12 protein-coding genes are annotated in these 14,494 nt (G+C 69.7%); 5 read left to right on the top strand and 7 right to left on the bottom strand.

Going from position 1 to position 14,494, the window contains the following annotated elements; translation table 11 throughout:
- Positions 1 to 64: 64 nt before the first annotated feature.
- Genes E3O48_RS10420 through E3O48_RS10430 form a run of 3 tightly spaced genes read right to left on the bottom strand, consistent with a single transcriptional unit; the run spans position 65 to position 3,824 of the window.
- Entirely contained in the window at positions 65 to 2,071 is a 2,007-nt protein-coding gene (locus tag E3O48_RS10420; RefSeq protein WP_134538649.1) for a fructose-specific PTS transporter subunit EIIC, read from the bottom strand.
- Positions 2,068 to 3,039 carry a 1-phosphofructokinase family hexose kinase gene (locus tag E3O48_RS10425; protein ID WP_134538651.1) on the bottom strand — a complete coding sequence of 324 codons (972 nt, stop codon included), beginning with the start codon at positions 3,037 to 3,039 and terminating at the stop codon, positions 2,068 to 2,070. The genes E3O48_RS10420 and E3O48_RS10425 overlap by 4 nt, the downstream gene beginning before the upstream one ends.
- Positions 3,036 to 3,824: a DeoR/GlpR family DNA-binding transcription regulator gene (locus E3O48_RS10430; RefSeq protein WP_134511025.1), complete on the bottom strand. Its 789-nt coding sequence runs from the start codon at positions 3,822 to 3,824 to the stop codon at positions 3,036 to 3,038. Before E3O48_RS10430 ends, E3O48_RS10425 begins: the two co-directional genes overlap by 4 nt.
- Before the next feature lie 196 nt (positions 3,825 to 4,020).
- On the opposite strand from E3O48_RS10430, the gene E3O48_RS10435 reads away from it, so the two are divergent.
- The 4 genes from E3O48_RS10435 to E3O48_RS10450 all read left to right on the top strand — a co-directional run bounded on the left by E3O48_RS10435 (position 4,021) and on the right by E3O48_RS10450 (position 9,861).
- Entirely contained in the window at positions 4,021 to 5,202 is a 1,182-nt protein-coding gene (locus E3O48_RS10435; protein WP_134538653.1) for an exonuclease SbcCD subunit D, read from the top strand.
- On the top strand, positions 5,199 to 8,195 hold the full coding sequence (locus E3O48_RS10440; protein ID WP_134538655.1) for an AAA family ATPase: 2,997 nt from the start codon (positions 5,199 to 5,201) through the stop codon (positions 8,193 to 8,195). The genes E3O48_RS10435 and E3O48_RS10440 overlap by 4 nt, the downstream gene beginning before the upstream one ends.
- Before the next feature lie 72 nt (positions 8,196 to 8,267).
- The gene (locus tag E3O48_RS10445; protein WP_134538657.1) at positions 8,268 to 8,612 is read left to right on the top strand and encodes a DUF2834 domain-containing protein; all 345 of its coding nucleotides are present in this window, start codon (positions 8,268 to 8,270) and stop codon (positions 8,610 to 8,612) included.
- A 187-nt stretch (positions 8,613 to 8,799) separates the two neighbouring features.
- A complete protein-coding gene (locus E3O48_RS10450) occupies positions 8,800 to 9,861 on the top strand; it encodes a TerC family protein (protein WP_134538658.1) in 1,062 nt (353 codons plus the stop codon).
- On the opposite strand, the gene E3O48_RS10455 is transcribed toward E3O48_RS10450, so the two are convergent.
- Genes E3O48_RS10455 through E3O48_RS10465 form a run of 3 tightly spaced genes read right to left on the bottom strand, consistent with a single transcriptional unit; the run spans position 9,858 to position 12,189 of the window.
- Positions 9,858 to 10,664, bottom strand: a complete 807-nt coding sequence (locus E3O48_RS10455) for an amino acid ABC transporter ATP-binding protein (protein ID WP_134511020.1) — start codon at positions 10,662 to 10,664, stop codon at positions 9,858 to 9,860. The genes E3O48_RS10450 and E3O48_RS10455 overlap by 4 nt on opposite strands.
- Positions 10,651 to 11,319 (bottom strand): amino acid ABC transporter permease, encoded by a 669-nt coding sequence (locus E3O48_RS10460; protein ID WP_134511019.1) that lies wholly within the window; start codon positions 11,317 to 11,319, stop codon positions 10,651 to 10,653. Before E3O48_RS10460 ends, E3O48_RS10455 begins: the two co-directional genes overlap by 14 nt.
- 54 nt (positions 11,320 to 11,373) lie before the next feature.
- Positions 11,374 to 12,189 (bottom strand): amino acid ABC transporter substrate-binding protein, encoded by an 816-nt coding sequence (locus E3O48_RS10465; protein WP_134538660.1) that lies wholly within the window; start codon positions 12,187 to 12,189, stop codon positions 11,374 to 11,376.
- A gap of 255 nt (positions 12,190 to 12,444) precedes the next feature.
- Between E3O48_RS10465 and E3O48_RS10470 the strand changes: the two genes are divergently transcribed.
- The gene (locus E3O48_RS10470) at positions 12,445 to 13,434 is read left to right on the top strand and encodes an ADP-ribosylglycohydrolase family protein (protein WP_134538662.1); all 990 of its coding nucleotides are present in this window, start codon (positions 12,445 to 12,447) and stop codon (positions 13,432 to 13,434) included.
- Here the strand turns inward: E3O48_RS10470 and speB are convergent.
- On the bottom strand, positions 13,431 to 14,399 hold the full coding sequence (gene speB, locus E3O48_RS10475; RefSeq protein ID WP_134538664.1) for an agmatinase: 969 nt from the start codon (positions 14,397 to 14,399) through the stop codon (positions 13,431 to 13,433). The two genes, E3O48_RS10470 and speB, sit on opposite strands and share 4 nt — an antisense overlap.
- Positions 14,400 to 14,494 lie beyond the last annotated feature (95 nt).

The following is a 14,494-nucleotide window of genomic DNA, read 5'->3' on the forward strand; positions in this document are numbered from 1 at the left end:
TGCCCACGCTATTTCATGCTACGCGTCGGCCGCCGTGCTTGTGACACGGCGGCCGACGTGATGGTTACGCGTTGACGAGTGCGGGGGTCTCCGCGTCGACGCTGGACTTCCTTACTGCGTACCGCTTGAGCACGATCACGACGAACGCCGCGACGACGGTTCCGATCGCGATCGCGAGGACCCAGAGCGGGAAGCTGTCGATGGCGAAGAAGACGAAGACTCCGCCGTGCGGGGCCTTCGAGGTCACTCCCCAGGCCATCGACAGGGCACCGGTGACGCCGGCGCCGATCATGCTGGCCGGGATGACCCGGAACACGTCGGCCGCGGCGAACGGGATGGCGCCTTCGGAGATGAAGGATGCCCCGAGCAGCCAGGCCGCCTTGCCGTTCTCACGTTCGACCAGGCTGAACAGCTTCTTGTCGACCACCGTGGCCAGGGCCATGGCGAGCGGCGGAACCATTCCGGCGGCCATGACCGCGGCCATGATCTGCCACGGCGCCTGGTTGGCGATGGTGGCGGTGCCGAGGCCGGCGACGGCGAACGCGTAGGCAACCTTGTTGACCGGGCCGCCGAGGTCGAAGCCCATCATCAGGCCGAGGATCAGGCCGAGGATGATCGCCGATGCGCCGCTCATGCCGGTGAGCCATTCGTTCAGGTTCGTGGTGATCCAGGCGATCGGACCGCCGAGCACGAGGAACATCAGGCCGGATGCGACGATCGAGGCGACCAGCGGGATGATGACGACGGGCATCAGGCTGCGGAGCCAGCGCGGAACGTCGAGCCTGGCGAAGCTCGCTGCCGCGACACCGGCGAGGAGACCACCGGCGATACCGCCGAGGAAGCCCGCGCCCATGAAGCCCGCGACGGCGCCGGCGACGAAGCCGGGCGCGATCCCGGGGCGGTCGGCGATCGCGTAGGCGATGTAACCGCCGAGGGCCGGAACCAGGAAGCCCATCGACAGGGCGCCGATCTTGAAGAAGACCGCGCCGAGGTAGATCAGCAGTCCACCCTCAGGGAGGTTGAACAGGCTGTTCTGCAGCACGACGACGTCGGCGACCTTGGTGATCTCGTAGCCGCCGAGCAGGAAGCCGAGGGCGATGAGGAGACCTCCACCGGCGACGAACGGGATCATGTAGCTGACACCGGTGAGCAGCGCACGCTTGACCTTCTGGCCGAAGTGCTCGTTCTTGGTGTCGGCCTCGACGACGCCGACGTTGCCGCCGACGCGACGCGCGTTCGGGTTCCTGGCTGCGGCAAGCGCGTCCTGGATGAGCTTGGCCGGTTCGTCGATGCCCCGCTTGACCGGGGCCTGGATGACCGGCTTGCCGGCGAAGCGCTCCCGTCCGCGCACGTCGACGTCAACGGCGAAGATGACGGCGTCGGCGGCGGCGATGACGGCCGGGTCGAGCATGGTCAGGCCGGCGGAGCCCTGCGTCTCGACCTGCAGGTCGACGCCGGCGGCCTTGGCCGCCGCGACCAGGGAGTCGGCAGCCATGTAGGTGTGCGCGATTCCGGTGGGGCAGGCGGTGACGGCGACGATGCGCTTGACCGACGACGACGAGCTGGAGCCGGTGCCGGCGTTGGCGTTGCCGGCGGCGGCCGCGCCCGCGCCGACGGTGACGGGGGCGATGACGTTGGTGACGAGTTCGACGATTTCGGCCGGCGACTTGGCGGCGCGCAGGGCGGCGGTGAAGTCGCTCTTCATCAGCGAACGGGCGAGCTTCGCCAGGATCTTCAGGTGTTCCTGGTCGGCTCCCTCCGGCGCGGCGATCAGGAAGACCAGGTCGGCCGGGCCGTCCTTGGCCCCGAAGTCGACGGGCGAGGTCAACCGGGCCAACGCCAGCGTCGGCTCGGTGACCGCGGAGGAACGGCAATGCGGGATGGCAAGGCCGCCCGGGATGCCGGTGGCTGTCTTCGCCTCGCGGGCGAGGGCATCCGCGTAAAGGCCCTCGATCTCGGTGGCCCGGCCGGCGCCGACGATCAGCTCGGCAAGATGCCGGATTACGCTCGAGGGAGCGGCTCCGAGATTCTTATCCAGAGCAACAAGCTCCGGCGTGATCAGTGCACTCACTGGACATCCTCCTTTGGATGGGTAACAAGCGACGTCACGGTGACATCGCCTGGTCTGGTTTGATTCACTGCCGGCACGGTCGAGCCAGGCAATGACGCGGCTGCTGCCCCGTGGGCGGCGGCCTGACGAAGGGAGTCGGGCGCGGATGCCCCGGCAATGGTGCTGAGCAGGAATCCGGCCAGCGACGAATCGCCGGCGCCGACGGTGCTGGCGGCGATCATCGGCGGCGTCCGGGCCAGCCAGGCGCCGGCCTCGGTCACCAGCACGGCGCCCTGGGCGCCGAGGGTGGCCAGCACGGCCCCGACCCCGGCGGCGACGAGGCGTTCGGAGGCCCGGGCGACCAGCGCCGGGTCTGCCTCGAGCGCGTCGGCATCGGGGATTCCGGTGAGTTCGGCCAGCTCCTCGCCGTTGGGCTTGATCAGGTCGGGGGCCGCGGTCACGGCGGCGGCCAGCGGTGGGCCCGACGAGTCGACGGCGACCTTGGGGGCGGCGGCGCCGTAGCGGACCCGCAGCTGCCGGGTGATGTCGGCGTAGAAGTCCACCGGCACGCCCGGCGGCAGGGATCCTGCCAGCACGAGCCAGTCGGCGCCCTCCGCCTTCTCCAGCACCAGGGCGATCAGCGCCTGCTGCTGTTCGGTGCTGAGCAGCGGTCCGGGAACATTGACCTTGGTCGTGGTGCCGTCGGGTTCCGTGATCGCGACGTTGCTGCGAATGGCGGCGCCGATCGGCATGCCCTGGTGGGGGATCCCGGCCGCGCGAAGGCCCTGCAGCACGGGGTCGAGTTCATCGCCGGGCAGGATGGCGAGGCTCGGCAGGCCGGATGCCTCGAGGGCGCGGCAGATGTTGACGCCCTTGCCGCCCGGTTCCTCGTGTGAGGACACGGCCCGCTGCACCTCGCCGCGGACGAGCGGCCGGTTCAGTCCGATCGTGCGATCCAGGCTCGGATTGGGGGTAAACGTGATGATCACGCGATCACAACCTCAACGTCGGCCGCGGCGAGGGCCGCGGCAAGTTCCAGTGATGGGGGAGCGTCCGTGATCAGCACGTCGATTTCGCCGAGGGCCGCAAAGCGGAGCAGGGTTTCCTTGTCGAGCTTGGAGGAATCGGCCAGAGCGACGACACGCCGGGCCGAACGGACGATGGCTGTCTTCACGGCCGACTCGACGGCATCCGGGGTGCTGAAACCGAACTCGGCGTGCACGCCGTTCGCGCCGACGAAGCCGATGTCGGGGCGCAGGGCGTCGAGCTGGGCGATGGTGCTCGGCCCGACGACTGCCCGGGTGAGACCGCGCACGCGACCGCCGAGGATGTACAACTGGATGTCGTCGTTGCCGGCCAGCTTCGTGGCGATCGGCACGGCATTGGTGATGACGAGGAGCTCGTCTCCCGGATCGGCCGGGGCCCAGTCGACGAGGAGGTCGGCGAGGAGTTCGGTGGTGGTTCCGGCGTCGAGCAGGATCGAGCCGGTCTGGCTGGCGGGGATCAGCGTGAACGCTGCGGCGGCGATCCGCACCTTCTCGTCGTGGTGCTGGGTCTGCCGTTCCTCGAGACTCTGCTCGGACATGCTCAGCCGGTCGAGGGCCACCGCGCCGCCGTGGACCCGGCGCAACTGGCGCGCGCCTTCGAGGGTGTCGAGGTCCCGCCGCACGGTCTCCGGGGTGATGTCGAAACGGGTCGCGAGTTCATTGACCGTGACCCGACTCGAACTGGAGACCAGATCGATGATCAGGGCCTGACGCTCTTCCGCGAACATGAGACCTCCTCCTCGACGTTGAGTGACCGGGGTCACTGTGTGAATAATCTTCACGCTACCTGTGTTTGCTTTTGTTTGTCAAGAAAAACGCAGACAAACAAAGAATCAGTCTGACTCGGGGACGATTTCAGCATCGCCCGCCTCCGCGGTGGCGATTCACCGTGCGATGTCGGCGGTCGCCCGTAGCGTGGGAACAATGAAGATCCTGCACACCTCGGACTGGCACATCGGGCGCACCTTCCACACGCATTCCACGCTGGGGCATCTCCGCGTGGTGTTCGAGGCGCTCGTCGAGGTGGTGCGGGAACGACAGGTGCAGGTTGTCGTCGTCGCCGGTGACGTCTTCGACTCCGCGATGCCGTCGGCCGACAGCTACACCCTCCTGGCCTGGGTGCTGCGGGAGCTCAGGGGAGCCGGAGCCGCGGTCGTGATGACCAGCGGCAACCACGACTCGGCGACACGGCTCGGCTTCCAGTCGGAGTGGGCGGGCCTGGCCGGCATCCACATCATCACCCGGCCCGACCAGTTCCTCGAACCCGTCACCATCGCCGACGCGAACGGCCCCGTGCACTTCTACGGCATCCCCTACCTGGAGCCGGCGATGATCCGGCATCTGTTCCCGGAGGAGACGCTGCGAAACCACGAGCAAGTGCTCACCTTCGCGATGCGGAGGATCCGCGCTGAGATCGCCGCGCGGGGCGGGCGCTCGGTCGTGCTGGCGCACTGCTTCGCGGCCGGGGTCGCTCCAGCGGCCGAGGCCACCGAGGTCGAGCGGGACATCACCGCCGGAGGCCTCTACCTGGTGCCGATCGCGGTGTTCGGCCCGTCCGACGGCCCGCTCGGCCCCGACTACGTCGCGCTCGGCCACATCCACGGCCGGGCCACGCTCACCGAGCGGGTGCGCTACTCCGGGGCACCCCTGCACTACTCCTTCTCCGAGGCAGGCAAGCCGCGCGGCGCCTGGCTCGTCGACCTCCAGGCCGGCCGGCGCGCCGAGGTCGAATGGGTCGGGCTTCCCGTTCCCCGCAGGTTGTCCGTGCTCACCGGCGAGATCGAGGAACTGCTCACCGCCGACGACTACGAACGGTTCGAGGCCGACTGGGTGTCGGCCGTGCTCACCGACCAGGTGCGGCCCCTCGACGGCATGCGCCGCCTGCAGAAACGATTCCCGCACTGCGTCACCGTCGAACACCGGCCCCTGGTCGTCGTGGACACGGATGCCGCGAGCTACGGCGCGCGCCTGCACCAGCAGAACGACCACCAGATCGTCGCCGGGTTCCTCGAGTTCGTGCGCAACGGGGTCGGCCAGACCGACTTCGAGCGCGAGCTGGTCGCCGAATTGCTTGCTGCCAACGATCTGAGGGAGATCACGGCATGAAGATCCACCGACTGAGGATCGCCGGGTTCGGACCGTACAAGAACGAGCAGGTAATCGACTTCGAACGGTTCGACGACGACGGGATCTTCCTGATCACCGGCAAGACCGGGGCCGGAAAGTCCAGCATCCTGGACGCCATCTGTTTCGCGCTCTACGGAAACGTTCCCCGCTACGAGGGCACGGAGTCCCAGCTCCGCAGCGACTATTGCGAGCCGGAGGACCCGACCTTCGTCGAACTCGACTTCGGGCTGGGCGAGCGGGACTACCGCCTCTATCGCGCGCCGCGGTACGAGAAGGCCAGGAAGCGCGGCACCGGTACGACCCTGGCGCAACCGGACGCCCGGCTCGATCTCCGCAGCAACGAGGGCTGGCGCACCATCGCCACCCGGCCGGTCGACGTCGGCCACGAGCTGGCCCGCATCCTGCCGCTCAAACAGGACCAATTCCTGCAGGTGATCCTGCTCGCCCAGAACCGGTTCCAGAAGTTCCTGCTCGCGAAGACGGACGATCGCCGAGCCGTGCTGCGGACCCTGTTCGGCACCGTCAGGTTCGAGCAGTTGGAGACCGTGCTGATCGACCGGCGCAAGTCCCTCGATGACGAGCTGGTCGCCGTCGAGCTGCGCCTGGCCGGGCTGGCGGCGTCCCTGGCCGGCCAGGCCCAGTGCGAGGCGGCGGAGGGAACCGCCGACCGAGACTGGTTCGACCGGGCCCAGCAACAGCTTGACGGCCAATTCGGCCGGGCGATCGACGCCGCCGAACGGGCCGGCACGGCGCTGGCCGCCGCCACCCTGCACCATCGGATGCAGGAAGACCTGCGACGGCGCCAGGACAGGCGGGACACGGCGGCAGCTGAAGCCGCGGTCCTGGCCGGCCGGCAGGAATCCGTCGCCGCCGACCGCGTCGCCGTGCAGGCCGCGAACCGGGCGGCACGAGTGTGGCCGCTCCTCACGGCACGACGAGAGGCCGAGGAGGCCCTCGCGGCGGCCGTCGCCGTCGAAGCGGATGCCCGCGACCGGTGGCGCACCCTCGCCGAGGAGGAACCGGGCGACGGTCCGGCCTCAGCCGGAGGCGCAGGCACCGAGTCGCACGAGACCGTCGGGGCGGTCATCGAGGAGCTGCTCGGGCGACTCGGGTCCCTCAACGATGTGCTCGTCGCCGAACACATGCTGCCCGGCCTCGAGCGCGAACTGACCGAGGTACGAACCAGGCTCGCCCGGCACGAGGAGGCGTTGGCCGCCGCGCAGGCCCGGGTCGTGCGGCTGCCCGGACAGATCGACACCGTCGACCGGGACCGCTCCGTGGCGGCCCTCGCCGCCGCACGCGAACCCGAGGCGCGCGCCAGGCTCACCCGGCTCGAGGCAGCCAGGGCTGCCGCCGAGGAAGTGAGCGTCCGCGGTGCGGAACTCGAGGGGGCGTTCCAGGCCGACAGGACGGCCGCGGCCGCGAACACCGCCGCCGCCGTTCAGTTCCAGGCGCTGGTCGATCGCCGGCTCGCCGGCCACGCCGGTGCACTGGCCGAACAGCTCGTCGACGGGAAGGCGTGCGAGGTGTGCGGTTCGACCGTCCACCCGGCCAGGGCGGTGAGTGCCGGCGAACCGGTCACCGAAAGCGACATCGAGGAGGCGCGGTTGCAGATGACGGCGCGCCAGGCCGCGCTCGAAGAGACCCGTGCCCGGATCCAGGAGATCAACCTGCGCCTGGGCGAGGCCCGCGGCCGGGCGGGCGACCGCAGCGTCGACGCCCTCGAAACGGACGTCGCGGCCGCGTCCGGCGACCTTGCGGCCGCCCGCCAGGCCGCAGCGCAGGAGACCGAGCTCAAGAGCGAGAAGGCCCGCCTCCGCGCCGACCTGGACGAGGCCGGCCGGGCGCTGGCTGAGGTACGGCAGGCGAAGGACCTGGACTCGACCAGGCTCACCGAACGGGGCAGCCAGCAGGCCGGGATCCTCGAGCGGGTCGCGGCGCAGCGTGGCCGGTGCGCATCCGTCACCGAACTCGTCGACCGGTTGCAGCGCGAGCTCGAGGCGGCCCGCACCCTCGACGATGCTCTCGACCGCAGCCGCGAGCACCGCGGGGTGCGCGACGCCGCGGCTGCCGCCGCGGAGGCCCAGCTGGCCGTCGAGGGCTTCGCCGCCGAGGCAGCCGCGGTCGCCGCCAGGCTCACCGAGGCCGCCCTGCTCCAGGTCGAGGCGCGCATCCGCCGCCACGACGATGAGACGGCCGCGGCACTCGCCGTGCTCGCCGAGCCGGAACTCGGCGGCCTTCCCGACGAACCGGTCGATCCCGCCCCGGCACGGCGAGACCAGGCCGCCGCCGCGGCGCTCCGCGACACGGCGATCGCCGACCGTGCCTCCCTGGCCGAGCGGGTGACCGTGACCACGGGGCTCGTCGGCGAGGCCCGGTCGCTGTTCGACGCGTCCGCCGCGCTGCTGGCCACCCAATCCCAGGTGCGCGCCCTGGCCGCGGTGGTGCACGGGGAGGAACCGAACACGAAACGGATGCGCCTGGAAACCTATGTGCTGGCCGCGCAGCTCGAGCAGATCATCGCCGCGGCGAACGGCCGGCTGCGCACCATGACCGGCGGTCGTTACGCGCTCGAACACGACGATTCGCTGCAGTACCGGGGCAGCCAGTCCGGGCTGGGCCTCGCAATCAGGGACGAGCACACCGGGCGCGCCCGCCCGACCCATTCGCTCTCCGGCGGCGAGACCTTCCTGGCCTCGCTGGCCCTGGCTCTCGGGCTGGCCGAGGTGGTGTCGAACCAGGCCGGGGGAATCGCCCTCGACACCCTCTTCGTCGACGAGGGGTTCGGTTCGCTCGACAGCGCCACCCTGGAGACGGCGATGAGCACCCTCGACGGGTTGCGGGCGGGCGGGCGCACCATCGGGCTGATCAGCCACGTCGACTCGATGAAGGAGCAGATCCCCGCGAAGCTGTCGATCATCGTCACCGACCAGGGCTGCAGTGAGATCGAACCGGCGCTGCTGCCCGTGTAAGGCCGGGTGCTCGCCGGCAGCCCGGGCCGCACCGGTCCGGCAGCCCGGCCGGCGCGCGGGCATACTGGCCCCATGACCAAACACTGGACTCCGCTCGCGTTCGTCTACCTGGCCCTGAGTCTTGCCGGACTCATCGGCACCTGGTCGTTCAACATCCTCGCGATCGTGGGGCTGCGGGACTTCATCGGCGACTGGGTGGGCAGCGGCCCTGCCGTCTCCTCCCTGACCGTCGACCTGCTCGTCGCCGCGGTGGCCAGCAGCATCCTGATCATCGTCGAGGCACGCCGGCTCGGGATGCGGTGGGGCTGGCTGTACGTGGTGCTGTCCGGCCTGACCGCGTTCGCATTCACCTTTCCGCTGTTCCTCGCGATGCGGGAACGCACCCTCCAGGCCGCACGCGCGGCCGCCGAGGGCTGAGTCGGGGCTCTCGTTCCCGGTGGATTCCCAGCCGTGACGGCCGGCCGGTCTGGTTCACTGGTCGAAGGAGGGGAGTAATCCCCGACGTTGCGTCGTCACCACGATTCCCCGGGCGGAATCCGGCGCAACGGGTCCGAGAGGGCCGGACGAGACCTCCAGTTGGAATCCCGACTGGAAGGCATGACTCATGGATGTTCCCCTCTCCGCCTGGCTGATCGTCTTCGGCGCCATCGCCGTGATGCTCGCCGTCGACCTGTTCGCCCACCGCACCGCTCACGTGATCGGGGTGCGCGAGGCGGCCGCCTGGTCGGTGGCCTGGGTTCTCGTCGCGGTCGGCTTCGGCGTCGGGGTCTGGGTCGTCGCCGGCGCCGAATTCGGGCAGCAGTATTTCGCGGGCTACCTGATCGAGAAGTCGCTCTCGGTGGACAACGTCTTCGTCTGGGCGATCATCTTCTCGGCCTTCGCCGTGCCGCGTCAGTACCAGCACCGGGTGCTCTTCCTCGGCGTGGTCGGGGCGCTCCTGCTGCGCGGCGTGTTCATCGCGGCCGGAGCCATCCTGATCGAGAGTTTCTCCTGGGTGCTCTACCTCTTCGCCGCGTTCCTGATCTTCACCGGCTACCGGATGATCCGGCAGCGCAACGAGCACGTGCATCCGGAGAAGTCCCCGGTGCTGTGGGTCTTCCGGCGGCTGGTGCCGATGACCGACGCTTTCCACGAGCAACGGCTCCTCATTCGCCGCGGCGGCGTGCTGCTGGCCACCCCCCTGCTGGCGGTGCTGGTGCTGGTCGAGGTGACCGACGTCGTCTTCGCGGTGGACTCGATCCCGGCCATCTTCGCGGTCACGAGCGAACCGTTCATCGTCTTCGCCGCGAACGCGTTCGCCATCCTGGGCCTCCGGGCGATGTACTCCCTCCTCGCCGACCTCATGCACCGGTTCGTCTACCTGAAGATCGGACTCGCGCTGGTGCTGGTCTGGGTGGGCGTCAAGATGCTCCTGCTCGACCTGTTCTACGTTCCGACCACCGTGTCGCTGCTTGTCGTCGCATCGATCATCGGGGTCTCGATCGTGCTCAGCCTCCGCGCCACGCGCGGCCAGGGTCGCCGCCCCGTCGCGGCCGAGTCGGCCGGGGCGTTCCGGATGGCGAGCGCGGAGGAGATCGCGGCCCTCGAACCGGTCTGGGGAGCAGGCTCGCGCCGAGCCGGCTTGAGCCGAACCGAGAAGGACCGAACCGAGAAGGGCCGAACCTAGAAGGGGAAGAGCAGGCGGTGCAGGAACTGGCGGGTGCGTTCCTGGGTGGGGTTGCGGAGCAACTGCTTCGGGTCGCCGTGCTCGACGATGGTTCCACCGTCGACGAAGGCGACCTCGGTGGCGACCTCCCTGGCGAACTCGAGTTCGTGCGTGACGATCACCATGGTCCAGCCCTCGACCGCGAGTTCCTTGATCAGGCGCAACACGTCGCCGACGAGTTCGGGGTCGAGCGAGGAGGTCGGCTCGTCAAAGAGCAACAACTGAGGGCGGAGCGCAAGGGCGCGCACGATCCCGACCCGCTGCTGCTGGCCGCCGGAGAGCTCGAACGGGTGGGCATCCCGCTTGTCGGCCAGGCCGACCCGGCCGAGCAGGGCGAGCGCCTCCGCGGTGGCTTCCGCGCGCGGCCGGCCCTGCACGATGATGGGACCCTCGATCACGTTCTCGAGCACGGTCTTGTGCGGGAAGAGGTTGTAGTGCTGGAAGACCATCGCCGAGCGGTCACGCAGCCCGGTGAGCTCCTTCCGTGCCGGCGCGGTGCCGAAATCGAGGGTCACCTCACCATTGATGGAAATGGTGCCGCCATCGGCGACCTCGAGCCCGTTGAGGCAGCGGAGGATGGTGGTCTTGCCCGAGCCGGACGGCCCGATCAGGGCGAGAACCCGGCCCCGGCCCACCGTGAGGTCGATCGATTCGAGCACCCGGTTCGTGCCGAAGCTCTTGCTCAGGCCTCGAACTCTCAGCAGGGGTGCCGGGGCGGGAACGCCGGCGGGCGCGGCATCCGTCGGCAGGTCAGTGGGCGACATAGCGGTCCAATCGGGTCTCGAGCACGCCCTGCACCGAGGACAGGACGAGGCAGATCACCCAGTAGACCAGGGCGGCCTCGAGGTAGAGCAGCATGAACTCCTGGCTGAAAGCGGCCACCTGCTGCGCCTGCCGGAACAGCTCGGTGACCAGGATCAACGAGGCCAGCGAGGTGTCCTTGACCAGGCTGATGAAGGTGTTCGACAGGGGAGGGACGGAGACCCGGGCGGCCTGGGGCAGGATGATCCGGGTGAGGGCGCGGCGGTGGGACATGCCGATCATGTAGGCGGCCTCCCACTGTCCCTTGGGCACGGAGAGGATCGCGGCGCGAATCACTTCCGCCGCGTAGCCCCCGACGTTGACCGAGAAGGCGATCACCGCACTCGGCCAGGGGTCGATCAGCACGCCCAGCGACGGCAGCCCGTAGAAGATCACGAACAGCTGCACCAGGAGCGGGGTGCCGCGCACGATCGAGATGTACACCCGCGCGATCGACGAGATCCACCGTCGCCGGGACAGCCGCATCAGCGCGAGCACGAGGGCGAGGGCGAGACCGACGGCGAACGACACCAGAGCCAGCGGGATCGTCCCGGTGACGGCACCCAGCACGATCGGTCCGAGCGAGCTCAGGAACAGGTCCCACGTGGATTGGTTCATGCGAAGAGGTCCAGGATCTTGCTCGAGGCTGACTGGGGGTGGCGCAGTCTCAGGCTACCGGGAGACGTCGGCCCCGAAGTACTTGTCGGAGATCGTCGCCAGGGTTCCGTCGCTGCTCAGTTCCTCGAGCGCCTTGTCGACGGCGCCGACGAGCTTGGTGCTGCCCTTCTTGAACGCGAACGCGCTCTCGGACTGGTCCTTGGTGGTCGCGGCGACCTTGAGACCGGCCGCTCCGGTCTGCTTCTTGTAGTCGAGGTAGGTGAGCTTGTCGTTCACCGTGGCATCGACGCGGCCCTGTTCGACGAGGGCGACCGACTGGGCCCAACCCTCGACGGCCTGCACGTTCGCGCCGCTCTCCGTGGCGAGGGCGTTCCAATTGCTGGTCAGCGACTGGGCGCTGGTCTTGCCGGCCAGGGTGGCGAACGAGGTGATCGAGGTGTTGTCGCTCTTCACGACGATGACGCCCGACGAATAGGTGTACGGCTTCGAGAACTCGTACTTCGCGGTGCGCTCCGGTGTGATCGAGACCTGGTTGGCGATGACGTCGAACCGGTCCGCTTCGAGACCGGCGAAGATGCCGTCCCACTGGGTCTCTTCGAACTTGGCCTTGACGCCCAGCTTAGCGGCGACGGCCTGAGCGACCTCGACGTCGAACCCGGTGAGCGGTCCGGAGCCCGCGTCGTGGAAGGAGAACGGGCGGTAGGTGCCCTCCGTGCCCACGGTCAGGGTGCCGGCCTTCTGCACGGACGACAGAGAGTTGTCGCTGCCCGTCGCGGCCGGCTTGGCCTGGCCTGCCCCGCCGGCGGAGCAGCCGGCCAGTGAAACGGCAACCGCTGTGAGAAGAACCGCCGACATGATCTTGAGCTTCATTATTTCTGGCCTAACCGGGATGCGGGTGGGAACGTCAGGGTGACGACGGTCCGCAGGGTGACGAAATCGCAGGATGCTGGATTTCCGTGGCACGCCCGAAGGCGACGTCCGAAGAGTAACAAGCGCCCGGCGACCGCGGGTATTCCCGTGACGCCCGGTTACTCGCACGGATCCGGGCCTCCCGTCAATGCCTTGCCCGACCATTCCTGGCCGACGTAGGTTGTGCCTGTCGACTCAACCCGAAGGAGTCCGCTGATGCTCAGCCCTGCCCAGCACGATCGATCCGCCGCCGTGCTCCTCGGGCTGGCCTGCGGGGATGCCCTTGGCGCCGGCTACGAATTCGCCGGCCCCCTTCCGTCGAACGCACCGGTCAGCATGCGCGGAGGGGACGGCTTCCACCAGGCGCCCGGGGAATGGACCGACCACACGGCCATGGCCGTGCCGATCGCGATCGCCGCGTCGAAGGACCGCGACCTTGCCGCGGACGCCGTGCTGGACGACATCGTGGCCGAATGGGTGGTCTGGTCCCGGTCCGCGCCCTACGCCGGGATCCAGCTCGGCGCGGTGCTCTCCGGCACCGAACCGACCGCGGCCTGCAGCCGGCGGATGGCCAGGGAGCAGCACAACCGCACCGGTCGCAGCGCCGGCAACGGTTCCCTCCTCCGCACCGCCCCGGTGGCGCTGGCCTGCCTCGACGACCCGGCCGCGCTCGCCGGGATCGCCCGCCTGATCAGCGAACTGACCCACGTCGATGAGGACGCCGGTGACGCCTGCGTACTCTTCGGGCTCGCCCTCCGGCACGCCGTGCTCGAGGGGGAGGCCGACCTCCGAATCGGGCTGGACCTGCTTCCCGCTGCCCGCAGGGACCTATGGGCGGCGCGGCTGGCCGAGGCCGCCCGGAAACTTCCGGCCGATTTTCCCCGGAACGGCTGGGTGGTGCAAACCCTGCAGGCCGTGTGGTCGGCGATCAGCCGCACCGAGGCGGATGCCGGCCAGCTGCGGCGGGGCGTGGAGGCGGTCGTCCGCGGGGGCGGCGACACCGACGCGGTGGCAGCGGCTGCCGGTGCGCTCCTGGCCGCGCGCTGGGGACTCCCGGCCGTGCCGGAATCCTGGCGGCGCCTGGTTCGGGGCTGGCCCGGGCTCACCGGGCCGGACCTGGTGAGCCTGGCCGTGCTCAGCTCCCACGGCGGCCGGTACAGCGAGGACGCCGCGCCCGTGCCGTTCCGGCTGCACGTGGTCCGTTAGGCGGAGGGCGACACCGGGGCCGACGGCGTCATCGCGGAGATGATCTCGTAGGCCACATGGGAGGCCGCGACCGCGGTGATCTGCGCGTGGTCGTAGGCCGGGGCGACCTCGACGACGTCGGCGCCGACCAGGTTCACGCCGCGCAGCGCGCGGATCATCGCGAGGAGTTCCCGGCTGGTCATTCCGCCGGCCTCCGGCGTGCCGGTTCCGGGCGCATGCGCCGGATCGAGCACGTCGATGTCGATGGACAGGTAGACGGGACGGTCGCCCAGGCGGGCGAGCATCCGTTCGATCGCGCGGGGGAGCCCCTCGGTCTCGAACTCGTGGCTGGCGATGATCGCGAAGCCGAGCCGTTCGTCGTCACGGAGGTCGTCGCGGGAGTACAGGGGGCCGCGGATGCCGACGTGCAGGCTCGCGGTGAGGTCGATCAGGCCCTCCTCGGACGCCCGGCGGAACGGCGTGCCGTGGGTGACCGGGGCGCCGAAGTAGGTGTCCCAGGTGTCGAGGTGCGCGTCGAAGTGCAGCACCGCCACCGGGCCGTGCCGCTCGGCCACGACCCGCAGCAGCGGGAGGGCGATCGTGTGGTCGCCGCCGATGACCACGAGCCGCTTGCCGTCGGCGGAGAGCTCGGCCGCGGCGGCCTGGATCTGGGCGACGGCCTCGGTGAGATTGAATGGGTTGGCGGCGATGTCGCCGGCGTCGACGACCTGCTGGCTGGAGAACGGTTCGACGTCCTGCACCGGGTTGTACGGGCGGAGCAGGCGGGAGGCCTCGCGCACGTGCGCCGGGCCGAAGCGTGCCCCCGGGCGGTAGCTGACCCCCGAGTCGAACGGCACGCCGACCACGGCGATGTCGGCGCGGGTCACGTCTTCGAGCCGGGGGAGCCGGGCGAAGGTGGCGATCCCGGCATAGCGCGGGACGAGGCTGGCGTCGACCGGACCGAGGGGTGAGTCTCCGTTGACCATGGTGTTCCTTGCTTGTCAGTCGAGCGGTGGCACTGTGACGCAATTAAAAGTGTCTCAGAGGCAATATCGGTGTGGATCGAGTCTGCGGGCAGGCC

Origin of the sequence: Cryobacterium sp. HLT2-28, assembly GCF_004402495.1 — a bacterium.
Lineage (GTDB): Bacteria > Actinomycetota > Actinomycetes > Actinomycetales > Microbacteriaceae > Cryobacterium > Cryobacterium mannosilyticum.

Excerpts from the sequence above, each read along its gene's own strand:
- E3O48_RS10430 (WP_134511025.1), bottom strand. The coding sequence starts at position 3,824 with ATGTTCGCGGAAGAGCGTCAGGCCCTGATCATCGATCTGGTCTCCAGT.
- E3O48_RS10435 (WP_134538653.1), top strand. The coding sequence starts at position 4,021 with ATGAAGATCCTGCACACCTCGGACTGGCACATCGGGCGCACCTTCCAC.
- E3O48_RS10440 (WP_134538655.1), top strand. The coding sequence starts at position 5,199 with ATGAAGATCCACCGACTGAGGATCGCCGGGTTCGGACCGTACAAGAAC.
- E3O48_RS10445 (WP_134538657.1), top strand. The coding sequence starts at position 8,268 with ATGACCAAACACTGGACTCCGCTCGCGTTCGTCTACCTGGCCCTGAGT.
- E3O48_RS10450 (WP_134538658.1), top strand. The coding sequence starts at position 8,800 with ATGGATGTTCCCCTCTCCGCCTGGCTGATCGTCTTCGGCGCCATCGCC.
- E3O48_RS10455 (WP_134511020.1), bottom strand. The coding sequence starts at position 10,664 with ATGTCGCCCACTGACCTGCCGACGGATGCCGCGCCCGCCGGCGTTCCC.
- E3O48_RS10460 (WP_134511019.1), bottom strand. The coding sequence starts at position 11,319 with ATGAACCAATCCACGTGGGACCTGTTCCTGAGCTCGCTCGGACCGATC.
- E3O48_RS10465 (WP_134538660.1), bottom strand. The coding sequence starts at position 12,189 with ATGAAGCTCAAGATCATGTCGGCGGTTCTTCTCACAGCGGTTGCCGTT.
- E3O48_RS10470 (WP_134538662.1), top strand. The coding sequence starts at position 12,445 with ATGCTCAGCCCTGCCCAGCACGATCGATCCGCCGCCGTGCTCCTCGGG.
- speB (WP_134538664.1), bottom strand. The coding sequence starts at position 14,399 with ATGGTCAACGGAGACTCACCCCTCGGTCCGGTCGACGCCAGCCTCGTC.